This window comes from Enterobacter cloacae complex sp. P24RS (assembly GCF_014982165.1).
GTDB classification, from domain to species: domain Bacteria; phylum Pseudomonadota; class Gammaproteobacteria; order Enterobacterales; family Enterobacteriaceae; genus Enterobacter; species Enterobacter quasihormaechei.
The window spans coordinates 1-14,626 of sequence record NZ_JADCKU010000022.1 but is presented as its reverse complement, the minus strand read 5'-3'; the positions used below and the strand labels follow the sequence as shown (position 1 = coordinate 14,626).

14 protein-coding genes and 2 tRNA genes are annotated in these 14,626 nt (G+C 57.4%); 5 read left to right on the top strand and 11 right to left on the bottom strand.

What is annotated here, in order from left to right:
- The first annotated feature begins 66 nt into the window (after positions 1–66).
- Both INF58_RS19155 and trmL read left to right on the top strand, forming a co-directional pair.
- Positions 67–1,407 (top strand): aromatic acid/H+ symport family MFS transporter, encoded by a 1,341-nt coding sequence (locus INF58_RS19155; protein WP_063865877.1) that lies wholly within the window; start codon positions 67–69, stop codon positions 1,405–1,407.
- 46 nt (positions 1,408–1,453) lie between these two features.
- Positions 1,454–1,927: a tRNA (uridine(34)/cytosine(34)/5-carboxymethylaminomethyluridine(34)-2'-O)-methyltransferase TrmL gene (gene trmL, locus INF58_RS19150; RefSeq protein WP_022649772.1), complete on the top strand. Its 474-nt coding sequence runs from the start codon at positions 1,454–1,456 to the stop codon at positions 1,925–1,927.
- 38 nt (positions 1,928–1,965) lie between these two features.
- Here the strand turns inward: trmL and ilvC are convergent, their stop codons facing one another.
- A complete protein-coding gene (ilvC, locus tag INF58_RS19145) occupies positions 1,966–3,441 on the bottom strand; it encodes a ketol-acid reductoisomerase (RefSeq protein WP_063865878.1) in 1,476 nt (491 codons plus the stop codon).
- Between the two features lie 152 nt (positions 3,442–3,593).
- Here ilvC and ilvY point away from each other — a divergent pair, with 152 nt between their 5' ends.
- The gene (gene ilvY / locus INF58_RS19140; protein WP_063449990.1) at positions 3,594–4,484 is read left to right on the top strand and encodes an HTH-type transcriptional activator IlvY; all 891 of its coding nucleotides are present in this window, start codon (positions 3,594–3,596) and stop codon (positions 4,482–4,484) included.
- Here the strand turns inward: ilvY and ilvA are convergent.
- The 7 genes from ilvA to ilvL all read right to left on the bottom strand — a co-directional run bounded on the left by ilvA (position 4,481) and on the right by ilvL (position 11,031).
- On the bottom strand, positions 4,481–6,025 hold the full coding sequence (gene ilvA, locus INF58_RS19135; protein ID WP_107535636.1) for a threonine ammonia-lyase, biosynthetic: 1,545 nt from the start codon (positions 6,023–6,025) through the stop codon (positions 4,481–4,483). The genes ilvY and ilvA overlap by 4 nt on opposite strands.
- Positions 6,026–6,027: 2 nt before the next feature.
- A complete protein-coding gene (gene ilvD / locus INF58_RS19130) occupies positions 6,028–7,878 on the bottom strand; it encodes a dihydroxy-acid dehydratase (RefSeq protein WP_047366694.1) in 1,851 nt (616 codons plus the stop codon).
- Between the two features lie 60 nt (positions 7,879–7,938).
- The gene (gene ilvE / locus INF58_RS19125) at positions 7,939–8,868 is read right to left on the bottom strand and encodes a branched-chain-amino-acid transaminase (RefSeq protein WP_003860182.1); all 930 of its coding nucleotides are present in this window, start codon (positions 8,866–8,868) and stop codon (positions 7,939–7,941) included.
- Between the two features lie 18 nt (positions 8,869–8,886).
- Entirely contained in the window at positions 8,887–9,150 is a 264-nt protein-coding gene (ilvM, locus tag INF58_RS19120) for an acetolactate synthase 2 small subunit (protein WP_003860184.1), read from the bottom strand.
- The gene (gene ilvG, locus INF58_RS19115; protein WP_193038322.1) at positions 9,147–10,793 is read right to left on the bottom strand and encodes an acetolactate synthase 2 catalytic subunit; all 1,647 of its coding nucleotides are present in this window, start codon (positions 10,791–10,793) and stop codon (positions 9,147–9,149) included. Before ilvG ends, ilvM begins: the two co-directional genes overlap by 4 nt.
- 2 nt (positions 10,794–10,795) lie before the next feature.
- The gene (gene ilvX, locus INF58_RS19110; RefSeq protein ID WP_166792073.1) at positions 10,796–10,846 is read right to left on the bottom strand and encodes a peptide IlvX; all 51 of its coding nucleotides are present in this window, start codon (positions 10,844–10,846) and stop codon (positions 10,796–10,798) included.
- Between the two features lie 86 nt (positions 10,847–10,932).
- Positions 10,933–11,031 (bottom strand): ilv operon leader peptide, encoded by a 99-nt coding sequence (gene ilvL, locus INF58_RS19105; protein WP_001311244.1) that lies wholly within the window; start codon positions 11,029–11,031, stop codon positions 10,933–10,935.
- 338 nt (positions 11,032–11,369) lie between these two features.
- Here ilvL and INF58_RS19100 point away from each other — a divergent pair, with 338 nt between their 5' ends.
- Positions 11,370–12,890 (top strand): YifB family Mg chelatase-like AAA ATPase, encoded by a 1,521-nt coding sequence (locus INF58_RS19100; protein ID WP_193528306.1) that lies wholly within the window; start codon positions 11,370–11,372, stop codon positions 12,888–12,890.
- A 26-nt stretch (positions 12,891–12,916) separates the two neighbouring features.
- On the opposite strand, the gene INF58_RS19095 is transcribed toward INF58_RS19100, so the two are convergent.
- Positions 12,917–13,255, bottom strand: coding sequence for a DUF413 domain-containing protein (locus INF58_RS19095; protein WP_006808641.1), 339 nt, complete (start codon positions 13,253–13,255; stop codon positions 12,917–12,919).
- A gap of 118 nt (positions 13,256–13,373) precedes the next feature.
- Here INF58_RS19095 and hdfR point away from each other — a divergent pair, with 118 nt between their 5' ends.
- Positions 13,374–14,195 carry an HTH-type transcriptional regulator HdfR gene (gene hdfR / locus INF58_RS19090; RefSeq protein WP_063449988.1) on the top strand — a complete coding sequence of 274 codons (822 nt, stop codon included), beginning with the start codon at positions 13,374–13,376 and terminating at the stop codon, positions 14,193–14,195.
- A 99-nt stretch (positions 14,196–14,294) separates the two neighbouring features.
- Here hdfR and INF58_RS19085 read toward each other — a convergent pair.
- Together INF58_RS19085 and INF58_RS19080 are read right to left on the bottom strand one after the other, a co-directional pair.
- Positions 14,295–14,370, bottom strand: a tRNA-Trp gene (locus tag INF58_RS19085).
- A gap of 53 nt (positions 14,371–14,423) precedes the next feature.
- Positions 14,424–14,500, bottom strand: a tRNA-Asp gene (locus tag INF58_RS19080).
- Between the last annotated feature and the right edge of the window lie 126 nt (positions 14,501–14,626).

Here is a 14,626-nt window from a genome sequence, read left to right as displayed (position 1 = left end):
CCTCCGCAATTGTATAGACAAGCAAATACAAGAACACAAAAACAACATCACATCGGAGAGGCGCATATGACGTATTCAGGTCGGGTGGATATTCAGCAGGTGATCGATGAAAGTCCCTTTTCAGGGTTTCACTGGCTTCTTATTGTGCTGGGCTTTCTGGTGCTGGCGATCGATGGGTTCGATACCGCAGCGATGGGTTACATTGCGCCTACGCTGTCGGCGGAGTGGGGAATAGATAAACAGGATCTGGGGCCGGTGCTGAGCGCAGCGCTGTTGGGGCTGTCGCTGGGGGCCCTTATTGCAGGTCCGGTATCGGACCGCATGGGACGCAAGCGCGTGCTGGTCTTTTCGTGTCTGTTCTTCGGCCTGGCGAGCCTGGGTACGGCCTGGGCGCAAAGCCTGAATACGCTGACGCTGTGGCGATTTCTGACGGGCCTCGGGCTGGGTGCTGCAATGCCAAACGCCATCACGCTGATCTCGGAGTTTGCTCCCCAGCGCTGCCGCGCCATGGCGATCAATACCATGTACTGCGGCTTTCCGCTGGGTGCGGCGGGCGGCGGGGCGATCTCTTCCTGGCTTATCCCTCACCACGGCTGGCGAAGCGTACTGCTGACCGGCGCGATTGCGCCGCTGATTTTAACCGTGCTGCTGGCGCTGCTGCTGCCGGAATCGGTGAAGTTTCTGGTGCAGCGCGGGAAAGACGTCGCGCAGGTTCGCCGCATCGCCAGCCGGTTCGCCCGCAGCACGCTCGATAGCGTCACGGGCTTTTTCCTGGCGGAAGAAAAGGTGGCGTCTAAAAAAGGGAGCGTGGCGCAGCTTTTTTCCATGCCCTGGCTACCCGGCACCCTGATGCTGTGGGTCACCTACTTTATGGGGCTGGTCATTTACTACGTCCTGCTTAGCTGGATGCCGACGCTGATGCAGGGGATGGGCTATGCGCTGGCGGAGTCCGCCTGGCTGACCTCCCTGTTTACCTTCGGCGGTACCGCAGGCATTCTGCTCGCCGGCTGGATGATGGACCGCTGGGAAGCGCATAAGGTGGTCGCGGGTGGTTTCGTGCTGACGATGGGCCTTATTCTTTTACTGGGCATTGAGCATAACCATATCGTCATGTTTGGCGGGCTGATATTCCTGATGGGGATCGCCATGAACGGCGCGCAGTCGGGCATGCAAACTTTGGCCGCTACCTTTTACCCTACCGAGTGCCGCGCGACGGGTATCGCCTGGATGCAGGGGATCGGCCGCTTCGGTGGCGTGGCGGGCACCATGACCAGCGCCCAGCTTCTTTCCATGCAGTGGCAGGCAGACAGTATTTTAATGATCCTCAGCGTGCCCGCCCTGGTGGCTGCGGCGGCGACCTGCTACAAAATGCTGCGTTGCCGTATACAGGAACCGGGCGTCGCGTAGTCCCTCTCTTTTCTGCTATTCTGCCCCCCGCAATTAAGGGGGCAGCATGCTTAACATCGTCTTATTCGAACCAGAAATCCCACCCAATACCGGCAATATCATCCGCCTGTGCGCCAACACCGGTTTTCGTCTGCACATCATTGAGCCGATGGGCTTCACGTGGGACGACAAACGCCTGCGCCGCGCCGGGCTGGACTACCATGAGTTTACTGCCGTCGTTCGTCATCACGATTACGCCGCGTTTCTGGACGCCGAGAAGCCGCAGCGCATGTTCGCCCTGACCACCAAAGGTACGCCAGCGCACAGCGCCGTAAGCTATCAGGACGGGGATTATCTGATGTTTGGTCCGGAAACCCGCGGCCTGCCGGCCACCATTCTGGATGCCCTGCCAGCCGAGCAAAAAATTCGTATTCCGATGATGCCGGACAGCCGCAGCATGAACCTGTCGAATGCGGTGTCGGTGGTGGTGTATGAGGCGTGGCGCCAGCTGGGATATCCCGGCGCGATACTGCGTAGCTGAAACACTTCGGGTGGCTTGCGCCACCCGATTCGTCGTATTTAGCCTGCTACCGCGATGCGTTTCATATCGGTCATGTAGCCGCGCAGTTTCTGGCCCACTTTCTCGATTTCATGGCTGCGAATCGCTTCGTTTACGTCACGCAGTTGCGCGTTATCAACCGCACCTTCCGCAATCGCTTTGCCCAGATCGCCTGCTTGCAGGGTGGTCATGAACTCTTTCAGCAGCGGCACGCATGCGTAAGAGAACAGGTAGTTACCGTACTCGGCGGTATCGGAGATCACCACGTTCATTTCGTACAGACGCTTACGGGCGATAGTGTTCGCAATCAGCGGCAGTTCGTGCAGTGATTCATAGTACGCCGACTCTTCGATGATGCCGGAATCCACCATGGTTTCGAACGCCAGCTCAACGCCTGCTTTCACCATCGCGATCATCAGTACGCCTTTGTCGAAGTACTCCTGCTCAGTGATTTTGCCATCGTACTGCGGTGCGGTTTCGAACGCGGTTTTACCGGTCTCTTCGCGCCAGGTCAGCAGTTTTTTGTCGTCATTCGCCCAGTCCGCCATCATGCCGGAAGAGAACTCGCCGGAGATGATGTCGTCCATGTGTTTCTGGAACAGCGGCGCCATGATGGTTTTCAGCTGTTCAGAGAGTGCGAACGCGCGCAGTTTTGCCGGGTTGGACAGGCGGTCCATCATCAGCGTAATGCCGCCCTGCTTCAGCGCTTCGGTGATGGTTTCCCAGCCGAACTGAATCAGTTTTTCTGCATAGGCCGGATCGGTACCTTCTTCCACCAGCTTGTCGAAGCACAGCAGAGAGCCGGCCTGGAGCATGCCGCACAGAATGGTCTGCTCGCCCATCAGGTCAGATTTCACTTCCGCAACGAAGGAAGATTCCAGCACGCCCGCACGGTGGCCGCCGGTGGCCGCTGCCCAAGCTTTGGCAATCGCCATGCCTTCGCCTTTCGGATCGTTTTCCGGATGAACTGCGATAAGCGTCGGTACGCCGAAGCCACGCTTGTACTCTTCTCGCACTTCCGTACCCGGGCACTTCGGCGCCACCATCACTACGGTGATGTCTTTACGGATCTGCTCGCCCACTTCAACGATGTTGAAGCCGTGGGAGTAACCCAGCGCGGCGCCGTCTTTCATCAGCGGCTGTACAGAACGCACAACGTCAGAGTGCTGCTTGTCCGGCGTCAGGTTCACCACCAGATCCGCCTGCGGGATCAGCTCTTCGTAAGTACCCACCTTAAAGCCGTTTTCGGTCGCTTTGCGCCAGGAAGCACGCTTTTCAGCAATCGCTTCTTTGCGCAGGGCGTAGGAGATATCCAGCCCGGAGTCACGCATGTTCAGGCCCTGGTTCAGGCCCTGTGCGCCACAGCCGACGATGACCACTTTTTTACCCTGAAGGTAGCTCGCGCCATCGGCAAATTCATCGCGCGCCATGAAGCGGCATTTGCCCAGCTGCGCCAGCTGCTGGCGCAAGTTCAGTGTATTAAAGTAGTTAGCCATGGGTGATACCTCGTGATGTTGTGTGTCTTATTGTTCGGTTCGCGTTTCAGCGAGAATGTACCCACATTACAACAGGAAATTTATTGCGGAAATTGATATATTCACAACGTCACATTGCAATTTTTGCAATGAAAAAAGAGGGAGTGGAATCGGTGGATTTACGCGATCTAAAAATGTTCCTGCACCTGGCGGAAAGCCGTCACTTTGGCCGCAGCGCCCGGGCGATGCACGTCAGCCCCTCCACGCTTTCGCGCCAGATCCAGCGCCTTGAGGAAGACCTCGGCCAGCCGCTTTTCGTGCGCGATAACCGTACCGTTACCCTTACGGAAGCGGGCGACGAGCTGCGGGTTTTTGCCCAGCAAACCTTGTTGCAGTACCAGCAGCTACGGCACACCATCGACCAGAAGGGGCCGTCGCTCTCTGGTGAACTCCATATTTTCTGCTCCGTAACGGCAGCCTATAGCCATCTTCCTCCCATTCTTGACCGCTTCCGTGCGGAGCATCCGTCGGTTGAAATTAAACTCACTACCGGCGATGCCGCCGACGCCATGGAAAAAGTGGTGACCGGCGAAGCGGATCTGGCCATTGCCGGGAAGCCCGAAACGCTGCCGGGCGCGGTGGCGTTCTCGATGCTGGAGAATCTGGCGGTGGTGCTGATTGCTCCGGCGCTGCCCTGCCCGGTGCGTAATCAGATATCTGTTGAGAAACCGGACTGGTCCACGGTGCCGTTTATCATGGCCGATCAGGGCCCGGTGCGCCGCCGCATTGAGCTGTGGTTCCGCCGCCAGAAGATCAGCAACCCGTCGATTTACGCCACGGTGGGCGGACATGAGGCGATGGTCTCAATGGTAGCGCTCGGCTGCGGCGTGGCGCTGCTGCCGGAAGTGGTGCTGGAAAACAGCCCGGAGCCGGTGCGTAACCGCGTGATGATTCTGGAGCGCAGCGACGAAAAAACGCCGTTTGAGCTTGGCGTATGTGCGCAAAAAAAGCGGCTGCATGAGCCGCTTATTGATGCGTTCTGGAAGATATTGCCGAACCACTAGCCTGCCAGAAAGAACCTGAACGCCGGGTTGTGGGTTTCGTCATGGCACTCATAGCCCAGTTCGTTCAGGCGCGTTTCGAAATCCGGCTCGTGCTCGCCCAGCTCGAACGCCGCCAGCACGCGGCCATAGTCGGTGCCGTGGCTACGGTAGTGGAACAGGGAGATGTTCCAGTGCGTGCCCAGCGTGTGCAGGAACTTGAGCAGCGCGCCCGGTGATTCCGGGAACTCGAAGCTGAACAGGCGTTCCTGGAGCGGTTTCGAGGGACGCCCGCCGACCATATAGCGCACGTGCAGCTTCGCCATTTCATCGTCGGAGAGATCGACCACGCTGTAGCCGCCTTCATGCAGCAGGCTGAGGATCTCTTTACGCTCCTCCACGCCACGGCTCAGACGCACGCCGACAAAAATGCAGGCATCTTTCGCATCGGCAAAGCGGTAGTTGAACTCCGTTACCGAGCGTCCCCCCAGCAGTTGGCAGAACTTGAGGAAGCTGCCCTTCTCTTCCGGAATGGTCACCGCCAGCAGCGCTTCACGCTGTTCGCCCAGCTCGCAGCGCTCGGAAACGTAGCGCAGGCCATGGAAGTTCACGTTGGCACCCGACAGCACGTGCGCCAGACGCTCGCCGCGGACGTGGTGCTGGGCGATGTATTTTTTCATCCCCGCCAGCGCCAGCGCGCCGGACGGCTCCGCCACCGCACGTACATCTTCGAACAGATCTTTCATTGCCGCGCAGATGGCGTCGCTGTCGACGGTGACGATATCGTCCAGATACTCCTGGCACAGACGGAACGTTTCATCGCCAATGCGCTTCACCGCCACGCCCTCGGCAAACAGCCCGACGCGCGGCAGATCCACCGGATGTCCGGCGTCCAGCGCCGCCTTCAGGCAGGCAGAGTCTTCCGCTTCAACTGCAATCACCTTGATCTGCGGCATTAGCTGTTTGATCAGCACCGCCACGCCTGCCGCCAGCCCGCCGCCGCCCACCGGGACGAAGACGCGGTCGAGATGGGCATCCTGCTGCAACAGCTCCAGCGCCAGCGTGCCCTGCCCGGCAATCACCATTGGGTGGTCGAACGGCGGCACCCAGGTGAAGCCCTGCTGCTGCGCCAGCTCAATCGCTTTGGCTTTGGCTTCGTCAAAGTTCGCGCCGTGGAGCAGCACTTCCCCGCCAAAACCGCGCACCGCGTCGACTTTGATATCCGCAGTGGCAACCGGCATCACGATCAGCGCCTTCAGCCCTAAACGGGCCGAGGAGAACGCCACGCCCTGCGCGTGGTTGCCCGCCGACGCGGTAATGACGCCGCGTGCTTTCTGCTCATCCGTCAGCCCCGCCATCATCGCGTAGGCACCGCGCAGCTTAAAGCTGTGCACCGGCTGGCGGTCTTCGCGCTTCACCAGAATGACGTTGTCGAGGCGCGAGGAGAGTTTTTCCATTTTTTGCAGGGGCGTGACCTGCACGGCTTCATAGACCGGCGCGCGTAGCACCGCTCTCAGGTATTCCGCCCCCTCAGGGGCGGCGGATAAGGGTTGTGACTCGGCCATCATTAGCCCCCAAGTTTAGATTTATCGCGCACCGCGCCTTTATCTGCACTGGTTGCAAGGCTCGCGTAGGCGCGCAGGGCGAAGGAGACTTCACGCTGGCGATCTTTCGGCGTCCAGGCTTTGTCGCCGCGCGCTTCCTGCGCTTCACGACGGGCCGCAATCTCCTGGTCGCTCAGCTTCAGCTGAATGCCGCGATTCGGAATGTCGATTTCGATCAGGTCGCCATCTTCGATGATTGCGATGTTGCCGCCGCTTGCCGCTTCCGGGGAGACGTGGCCGATGGAGAGACCAGACGTGCCGCCGGAGAAACGGCCGTCGGTGATCAGCGCGCAGGCTTTACCGAGGCCCATCGATTTCAGGAAGGTGGTCGGGTAGAGCATCTCCTGCATGCCCGGACCGCCTTTCGGCCCTTCGTAGCGAATGACAACCACGTCGCCTTCCACCACTTTGCCGCCGAGGATGGCGTCTACCGCCTCGTCCTGGCTTTCGTACACTTTCGCCGGACCGGTGAATTTCAGGATACTGTCGTCCACACCTGCGGTTTTCACGATGCAGCCGTTTTCCGCAAAGTTACCGTACAGCACGGCCAGACCACCGTCTTTGCTGTAGGCGTGCTCCAGCGAGCGGATGCAGCCTTCAGCGCGGTCGTCGTCCAGCGTGTCCCAGCGGCAATCCTGCGAGAACGCCTGGGTGGTGCGAATACCCGCCGGACCGGCGCGGAACATCTTTTTCACCGCGTCGTCTTTGGTCAGCATCACATCGTATTGATCGAGCGATTCCGGCAGCGTCAGGCCGAGGACGTTTTTCACGTCGCGGTTCAGCAGCCCGGCGCGATCCAGCTCGCCCAGGATACCGATGACGCCACCGGCACGGTGCACGTCTTCCATGTGGTACTTCTGGGTACTCGGCGCGACTTTACACAGCTGCGGCACTTTGCGGGAGAGCTTGTCGATGTCGCTCATGGTGAAGTCGATTTCGGCTTCCTGCGCGGCGGCCAACAGGTGCAGAACGGTGTTGGTGGAGCCGCCCATGGCGATATCCAGCGTCATGGCGTTTTCGAACGCCGCTTTACTGGCGATATTGCGCGGCAGCGCGCTGGCATCGTCCTGCTCGTAGTAGCGTTTGGTCAGCTCAACGATACGTTTACCGGCGTTGAGGAACAGCTGCTTACGGTCGGCGTGGGTCGCCAGCAGCGAGCCGTTGCCCGGCTGAGAAAGGCCCAGCGCTTCGGTCAGGCAGTTCATGGAGTTGGCCGTGAACATGCCGGAACAGGAGCCGCAGGTCGGGCACGCGGAGCGTTCCACCTGATCGCTCTGCTCGTCAGAGACTTTCGGGTCTGCGCCCTGGATCATCGCATCGACCAGGTCGAGCTTGATGATTTTGTCGGAGAGCTTGGTTTTACCCGCCTCCATCGGACCACCGGAGACGAAGATCACCGGAATGTTCAGGCGCAGGGAGGCCATCAGCATCCCCGGGGTGATTTTGTCGCAGTTGGAGATACAGACCATCGCATCGGCGCAATGGGCATTGACCATATACTCCACCGAGTCGGCGATCAGCTCGCGCGACGGCAGTGAATAGAGCATTCCCCCGTGGCCCATTGCGATACCGTCATCCACCGCAATGGTGTTGAACTCTTTCGCCACGCCGCCGGAGGCTTCGATTTGCTCGGCAACCAGCTTACCGAGATCGCGCAGATGCACGTGGCCCGGTACAAACTGGGTGAAGGAGTTCACCACGGCGATAATTGGCTTGCCAAAATCGGCGTCGGTCATTCCGGTGGCGCGCCACAATGCGCGGGCACCCGCCATGTTACGGCCGTGGGTGGTGGTGGCTGAACGATACTTAGGCATGCTTTATTGACTCCCGTCTGACTATTTAATGGGACGGTGCGTGCCGTCCCACATTTATATTTAGTGATTAACCTGATCCAACCAGCCGTATTTGTCTTCTGTTTCGCCGGTGAAGAGGCCGAAGAAGGCTTGCTGGATGCGTTTGGTCACCGGACCACAGCGGCCTTCACCCACCTGGATACCGTCGACGCTGCGAACCGGCGTGATTTCAGCCGCGGTACCGGACATGAACACTTCGTCTGCCAGGTAGAGGGATTCGCGGGACAGCACCTGCTCACGCACTTCGATACCCAGATCTTTCGCCAGCTTGATGATGGCGTCGCGGGTGATGCCCGGCAGCGCGGAAGAGGTGAACGGCGGGGTAAACAGAATGCCGTCTTTTACTTCAAACAGGTTTTCGCCCGCGCCTTCTGAGATGTAGCCGTTCACGTCGAGGGCGATGCCTTCCTGATAGCCGTGGCGGCGCGCTTCGCTGCCGACCAGCAGTGAGGAGAGGTAGTTACCGCCCGCTTTAGCGGCGGTCGGGATGGTGTTTGGCGCCACGCGGTTCCAGGAAGAAACCATTGCGTCGATCCCCTGATCCAGTGCTTCTGCGCCCAGGTAGGCGCCCCACGGGAACGCAGCAATGATCACATCAGTGTTGTAACCGGCCGGCGGGTTCACGCCCATGCCCACATCACCCACGAAGACCAGCGGACGAATATAGGCGCTGGTCAGTTTATTCTGGCGAATCACTTCGCGGCAGGCTTCCATCAGCTCATCAACGCTTTGAGAGACCGGGAAACGATAAATTTTGGCTGAGTCATGCAGACGCTGCATGTGTTCGCGATGGCGGAACACCACTGGCCCTTTGTGAGAATCGTAGCAACGGATGCCTTCAAACACGGAGGTACCGTAGTGCAGCGCGTGGGACATCACGTGAACTTTCGCGTCTTCCCAGCGAACCATCTCCCCATTGAACCAAATGTAATCAGCTTTTTTTGTCGTCATTTTTTCGTCCTGTCACGCTTAAGCGCGGATTTGTTGTGATGTGGTTGTGCTCTGGCAGATGGCAACATGGGCAACGTCTACCAGCTTTGATAACTGACTAAACAGTAAGTCGACCGGCCGCGGGCTGGCAACGGTTAATTCGATACTGATGTTCTGCGCGTCGGTGGCCGTTTCCATATTCATAGAGCAAATCTGAAAGCCACGGTGACGGACCACGCGCAATACGCGTTCTAACGTTTCCGGGTTGAAGCGAGCCTGCACGGCGACCTGATGTTGCATCATGATAATTTCTCCAGCATTTGTGAGTTACTGGCACCGGGCGGTACCAACGGCCAGACATTCTCAAGCTCGTCGATTGAGACATGAAGCAGGTATGGCCCTTCGCTTGACAGCATGGTGTCGAGTGCCGCTTCAACCTGGTCTTTACGGGTGATGTGCTGGCCAGGAATGCCGAAGGCGCTGGCCAGGGTGAGGAAATCGGGGTTATCGGTCAGGGTTGTCTCGCTGTAACGCTCCTGGAAGAACAGCTGCTGCCACTGGCGAACCATCCCTAAACGCTGGTTATCGAGCAACACGATCTTCAGCGGTAACTGCTTGCGCTTCACGGTGCCGAGCTCCTGAACGTTCATCATGAAGGAGCCGTCACCGGAGATACAGATCACGGTATCGTTCGGGCGGGCCACCTGTGCGCCTACGGCTGCCGGCAGGCCAAAGCCCATTGTGCCTAAGCCGCTGGAGGTGATGAAGTTCTCCGGGCGGGTGTAGGTCATGTGCTGGGCTGACCACATCTGATGCTGGCCCACATCCGTCGTCACCACGCTGTCGGCGGGTTTACGGTCGGACAACTGCTTCAACAGCAGCGGCGCGTAGATGGCATCGCCTGGGTGATCGTAACGCCAGGCATGCTCAGCGCGCATATCTGCGGTGTGCTGACGCCATGCGTTGATATCCAGCGGCTGCTCCAGCGCCGGTAACAGCGCGTTAAGATCGCCCTGCAACGCCACGTGCGCCTGACGCAGTTTGTTCATCTCCGCCGGATCGATATCCATATGGATCACTTTGGCATTCGGCGCGAAGGTATTCAGCTTGCCGGTGACGCGGTCGTCGAAACGGGCGCCTGCGACGATAAGCAAGTCGCACTCCTGCACCGCCAGGTTTGCCGCTTTAGTACCGTGCATTCCCAGCATGCCGAGGTAATACGGGTAGTCCGCGTCGACTGCGCCCAGGCCTTTCAGGGTGCAGGTAGCGGGCATTTGCGTGGTCGAAATGAACGCGCGAAGCGCCGGAACAGCCTGCGCCATACCCACCCCGCCGCCGACGTACAGCATCGGCTGCTTCGCCTGCGCCATCATCTGACGCGCCTCTTCAACGTCTGCATGCGGAAACGCATCGTCGCTTTTCACGGTGGAGAAATGCGGCTCCAGATCGCCAGGTGCAACCTGGATATCTTTCGGGATATCCACCAGAACCGGGCCAGGACGGCCAGAGCTGGCAACCTCGAACGCTTCGGCCATCACGCGCGGCAGCTCTTCGAGGGACTGGACGAGGAAGCTATGTTTGGTGCAGGCCAGCGATAAACCGAGCACGTCCACTTCCTGGAAGGCATCGGTGCCGATGAACGGTGAGGCCACCTGGCCGGTGATCGCCACCACGGGAACGGAATCGAGCAGTGCGTCAGCGAGGCCGGTGATCAGGTTCGTTGCACCAGGACCCGAGGTTGCCATACAGACGCCGGTTTTACCGGTCGCGCGGGCATAGCCGATGGCGGCCATCGCTGCGCCCTGCTCGTGCCGGCACAAGAGGTGTTCCACGCCGCCGTCATACAGTGCATCGTAAATCGGCATAATTGCGCCACCCGGATAACCGAATACGGTTTCAACTCCCTGCGCGCGCAACGCATGTACTACCCATTGTGCCCCATTCATAGTCAGTTCCCCGTCATAAATCTGGAGAAACAGAATTTTGTGCTAGTCGTCATTCTCTGCTCCTCATTTAAGTTTTTTAGTCATAAAAAAACCCCCGGACCTTTCGGTGCGGGGGTCTTAGTTCGTTAAGGCTTGATTCTTAAGCCTTTCCTCGTCCAAGTGCAGCCCCGCACGGTGGGATAATAATCACCACCACGCTAATCACGACCAGGCTAATCACTCGTAGAAGGGCTGTCATTTTCAGTTCTTTTTGCATCTTGTTCGAAGGAATACCTAAAGAGTTACCACAGATATTTCATCTGACACAAGATTTTTTTATGACCCATTTCTTTAGCATGCGAACTATTTCTTTGAAAAGCGTTGTTTTATATAGGGAAAAAATAGAAATGAAGATTTTTCATTTTTTTCCTGATTCTTCAGGCAGGGCGAGCATGATTTCTTTTTTGCGAGGCGGCTTCCGCCAGCATGTAACGTTTACATTTTGCTGCTAAAAAGCATGAACGCGCGTCGTAAATCAGCGATTTAACGCTAAACAGAAAAACGCGAGACTGGCATAGTCACCGCCAAGGAGGGCTTATGTCACTGTCAGTTGTTTATACACGCGCGGCTATCGGAGTGAAGGCCCCGCTCATCTCTGTAGAGGTTCATTTAAGCAATGGCCTGCCCGGATTGACGCTGGTCGGCTTACCGGAAACCACCGTTAAAGAGGCGAGGGATCGCGTGCGCAGCGCCATTATCAATAGCGGTTATGCTTTTCCCGCGAAGAAGATCACCATCAACCTGGCGCCCGCCGATTTGCCAAAGGAGGGTGGGCGATATGATTTACCTATTGCTATAGCGCTTCTCGCGGCTTCTGAACAGCTCAACACGACAGGGCTAAGCTCATGCGAGTTCGTGGGTGAATTAGCGCTTACAGGCGCGTTAAGGGGCGTTCCCGGTGCAATATCGGGTGCGCTTGAAGCCATACGTGCGGGAAGACAAATCATTGTAGCCAATGAAAACGCCTCTGAAGTAAGCCTTATCGCCGAAAAGGGATGCCTGATTGCGGGACATTTGCAGGAGGTTTGCGCCTGGCTGGAAGGCCGACACGAGCTTGCCGAACCGCAGGAGAAGGAGGAGGAGCCGCCAGATTCAACTGAGGATCTCAGCGATATTATGGGTCAGGACCAGGGTAAGCGGGCGTTAGAGATCACTGCCGCGGGCGGGCATAACCTGTTACTGATAGGTCCGCCAGGCACGGGGAAAACGATGCTGGCGAGCAGGTTGAACGGCCTCCTGCCACCCCTCAATAATCACGAAGCGCTGGAAAGCGCCGCGATATTTAGCCTGGTCAGTTCTACATCGTTGCATAAACAGTGGCGCCGCCGCCCTTTCCGCTCGCCGCACCACAGTGCGTCTCTTACCGCGATGGTGGGCGGAGGATCGATTCCCGGGCCGGGTGAAATCTCTCTGGCGCACAACGGCATTCTGTTCCTGGATGAACTGCCTGAGTTTGAACGCCGCGTGCTGGATGCATTGCGGGAGCCGATTGAATCCGGCGAGATCCATCTCTCTCGTACACGCGCCAAAATAAGCTACCCTGCGCAGTTTCAGCTGGTCGCCGCGATGAACCCTAGCCCAACGGGCCATTATCAGGGAAACCATAACCGCTGTACGCCGGAGCAGACGCTGCGCTATCTGAGTAAGCTGTCAGGGCCCTTTCTCGACCGTTTTGATTTATCTCTGGAGATCCCCCTGCCACCGCCCGGTCTGTTGAGGCAAAGCGGTATCAAAGGCGAAAGCTCAGCAGCGGTACGCGAACGGGTTATTGCGGCACAGGCGCGGCAGTATGCTCGACAGAACAGGCTGAATGCCCGGCTGGATAACGCCGGGATCCGACAGTTTTGTTCTCTTAATGCTGAAGATGCAGGCTGGCTGGAAGAGACGCTGACGCGGTTTGGACTATCCATTCGCGCGTGGCAGCGTTTGTTGAAGGTCGCGCGCACCGTCGCGGACGTAGAAGGCTGCCCCGGAATTGAGAGGCGACATTTGCAGGAGGCATTAAGCTACCGTGCGATCGATCGGCTGCTGCTGCATCTGCAAAAAATGCTGGCGTAAAAAAGGGGCCGTAGCCCCTTCGCTTCTTAATCGTCAGACTCGGTGTAGTCTTCTGCACCTTCCATCTGCGGCTTACCGCCAGACAGCGTATGGAAACGCTTAGGACGCTTGATGCGAGCCATATACTTGATCCATACACGTTCTGCATCAGACTGCGGCTCACGCTCACCACGGCAAACAGAGACAAACTGTTTTTCATCTTCGGTTGCCGGTTCACGTTTACCCAGATCCAGCTCGTTGAAGGCATAACCATGGCGCTCAAGAAGTTGAGCTTCTTTGATAGTGAAATCGCCGTGACGAGAGAACCCGCGCGGATAATGTTTATTGTCGAAAAAACGATTAGTCGTCGTAAAGCTTTCCGCCATCCTACACGCTCCTAATTCTTTGGCCGAGCTATTTATGGCGCGGAGTATTAGTTACGCTTGACAGAGTGTAAAACAAAACATTTAAATCATAACGACAAATAATTTTGTGGAGAAAGATGTGGATACGGAATTGCTAAAAACTTTCCTCGAAGTGAGCAGAACGCGACACTTTGGGCGAGCAGCTGAAGCCCTCTACCTGACGCAGTCAGCAGTCAGTTTTCGTATTCGACAACTGGAAAATCAATTGGGTGTGAACCTTTTTACCCGTCATCGCAACAATATCCGCTTAACGCCAGCCGGTGAAAAACTGCTGCCGTATGCAGAAACCTTGATGAATACCTGGCAGGCGGCGCGAAAGGAGGTTGCGCACACTTCCCGGCACAATGAATTCTCGATCGGTGCCAGCGCATCACTGTGGGAATGCATGCTCAGCCAGTGGCTTATGCGGCTATATCGTACACATAATCATCTGCAATTTGAGGCGAGGATTGCGCAACGTCAGTCGCTGGTTAAGCAACTCCATGAACGTCAGCTGGACCTGCTGATCACCACAGAAGCCCCCAAGATGGACGAATTTAGCAGCCAGATTGTTGGACAGTTCAGTCTGGCGCTCTATGCATCTGAGCCTGCAATGATGAAGGCCGACCTTAATTATTTACGCCTGGAATGGGGACCTGACTTTCAGCAGCATGAGACGGGGTTAATTGCCAGCGATGATATCCCGCAGCTCACGACAAGCTCTGCGGAGATCGCCTGCCAGCAACTTCCCGCACTGAAGGGTTGCACGTGGCTACCTGTTCGCTGGGCGGATAATAAATCTGCACTCCACGTTGTTACCGATTCGACGACGCTCTCCAGGCCGCTGTATGCCATTTGGCTGCAAAACAGCGACAAGCAATCGCAGATAAAAGATCTGTTAAAAACCAGCATACTGGATTAACGCAAAAGCCTGCGGAGACGCAGGCTGCTTAGTCTTCAGAAGGGATTTCAGCCGTTTTGCAGGCAAAAAAAATCCTTTGCCGAAGCAAAGGATTCTATATGGCAGGGGCGGAGAGACTCGAACTCGCGACACCCGGTTTTGGAGACCGGTGCTCTACCAACTGAGCTACGCCCCTAAAGTTTTTTGCCATTAAGCCTGCCGGGAGGGCAGGCTTAATGTCTTAATAAGTGGCGGAACGGACGGGACTCGAACCCGCGACCCCCTGCGTGACAGGCAGGTATTCTAACCGACTGAACTACCGCTCCACCGAATACTTCTGTAACCACCGGATTAATGCACCGGCTCACTACTTAATTTGATGCCTGGCAGTTCCCTACTCTCACATGGGGAGACCCCACACTACCATCGGCGCTACGGCGTTTCACTTCTGA

What these genes read in the sequence shown, in the direction of transcription:
- trmL (WP_022649772.1), top strand. Translation starts at nt 1,454, where the DNA reads ATGCTTAACATCGTCTTATTCGAACCAGAAATCCCACCCAATACCGGC.
- ilvA (WP_107535636.1), bottom strand. Translation starts at nt 6,025, where the DNA reads ATGGCCGAGTCACAACCCTTATCCGCCGCCCCTGAGGGGGCGGAATAC.
- ilvM (WP_003860184.1), bottom strand. Translation starts at nt 9,150, where the DNA reads ATGATGCAACATCAGGTCGCCGTGCAGGCTCGCTTCAACCCGGAAACG.
- ilvC (WP_063865878.1), bottom strand. Translation starts at nt 3,441, where the DNA reads ATGGCTAACTACTTTAATACACTGAACTTGCGCCAGCAGCTGGCGCAG.
- ilvE (WP_003860182.1), bottom strand. Translation starts at nt 8,868, where the DNA reads ATGACGACAAAAAAAGCTGATTACATTTGGTTCAATGGGGAGATGGTT.
- ilvG (WP_193038322.1), bottom strand. Translation starts at nt 10,793, where the DNA reads ATGAATGGGGCACAATGGGTAGTACATGCGTTGCGCGCGCAGGGAGTT.
- INF58_RS19155 (WP_063865877.1), top strand. Translation starts at nt 67, where the DNA reads ATGACGTATTCAGGTCGGGTGGATATTCAGCAGGTGATCGATGAAAGT.
- ilvL (WP_001311244.1), bottom strand. Translation starts at nt 11,031, where the DNA reads ATGACAGCCCTTCTACGAGTGATTAGCCTGGTCGTGATTAGCGTGGTG.
- INF58_RS19100 (WP_193528306.1), top strand. Translation starts at nt 11,370, where the DNA reads ATGTCACTGTCAGTTGTTTATACACGCGCGGCTATCGGAGTGAAGGCC.
- INF58_RS19095 (WP_006808641.1), bottom strand. Translation starts at nt 13,255, where the DNA reads ATGGCGGAAAGCTTTACGACGACTAATCGTTTTTTCGACAATAAACAT.
- ilvD (WP_047366694.1), bottom strand. Translation starts at nt 7,878, where the DNA reads ATGCCTAAGTATCGTTCAGCCACCACCACCCACGGCCGTAACATGGCG.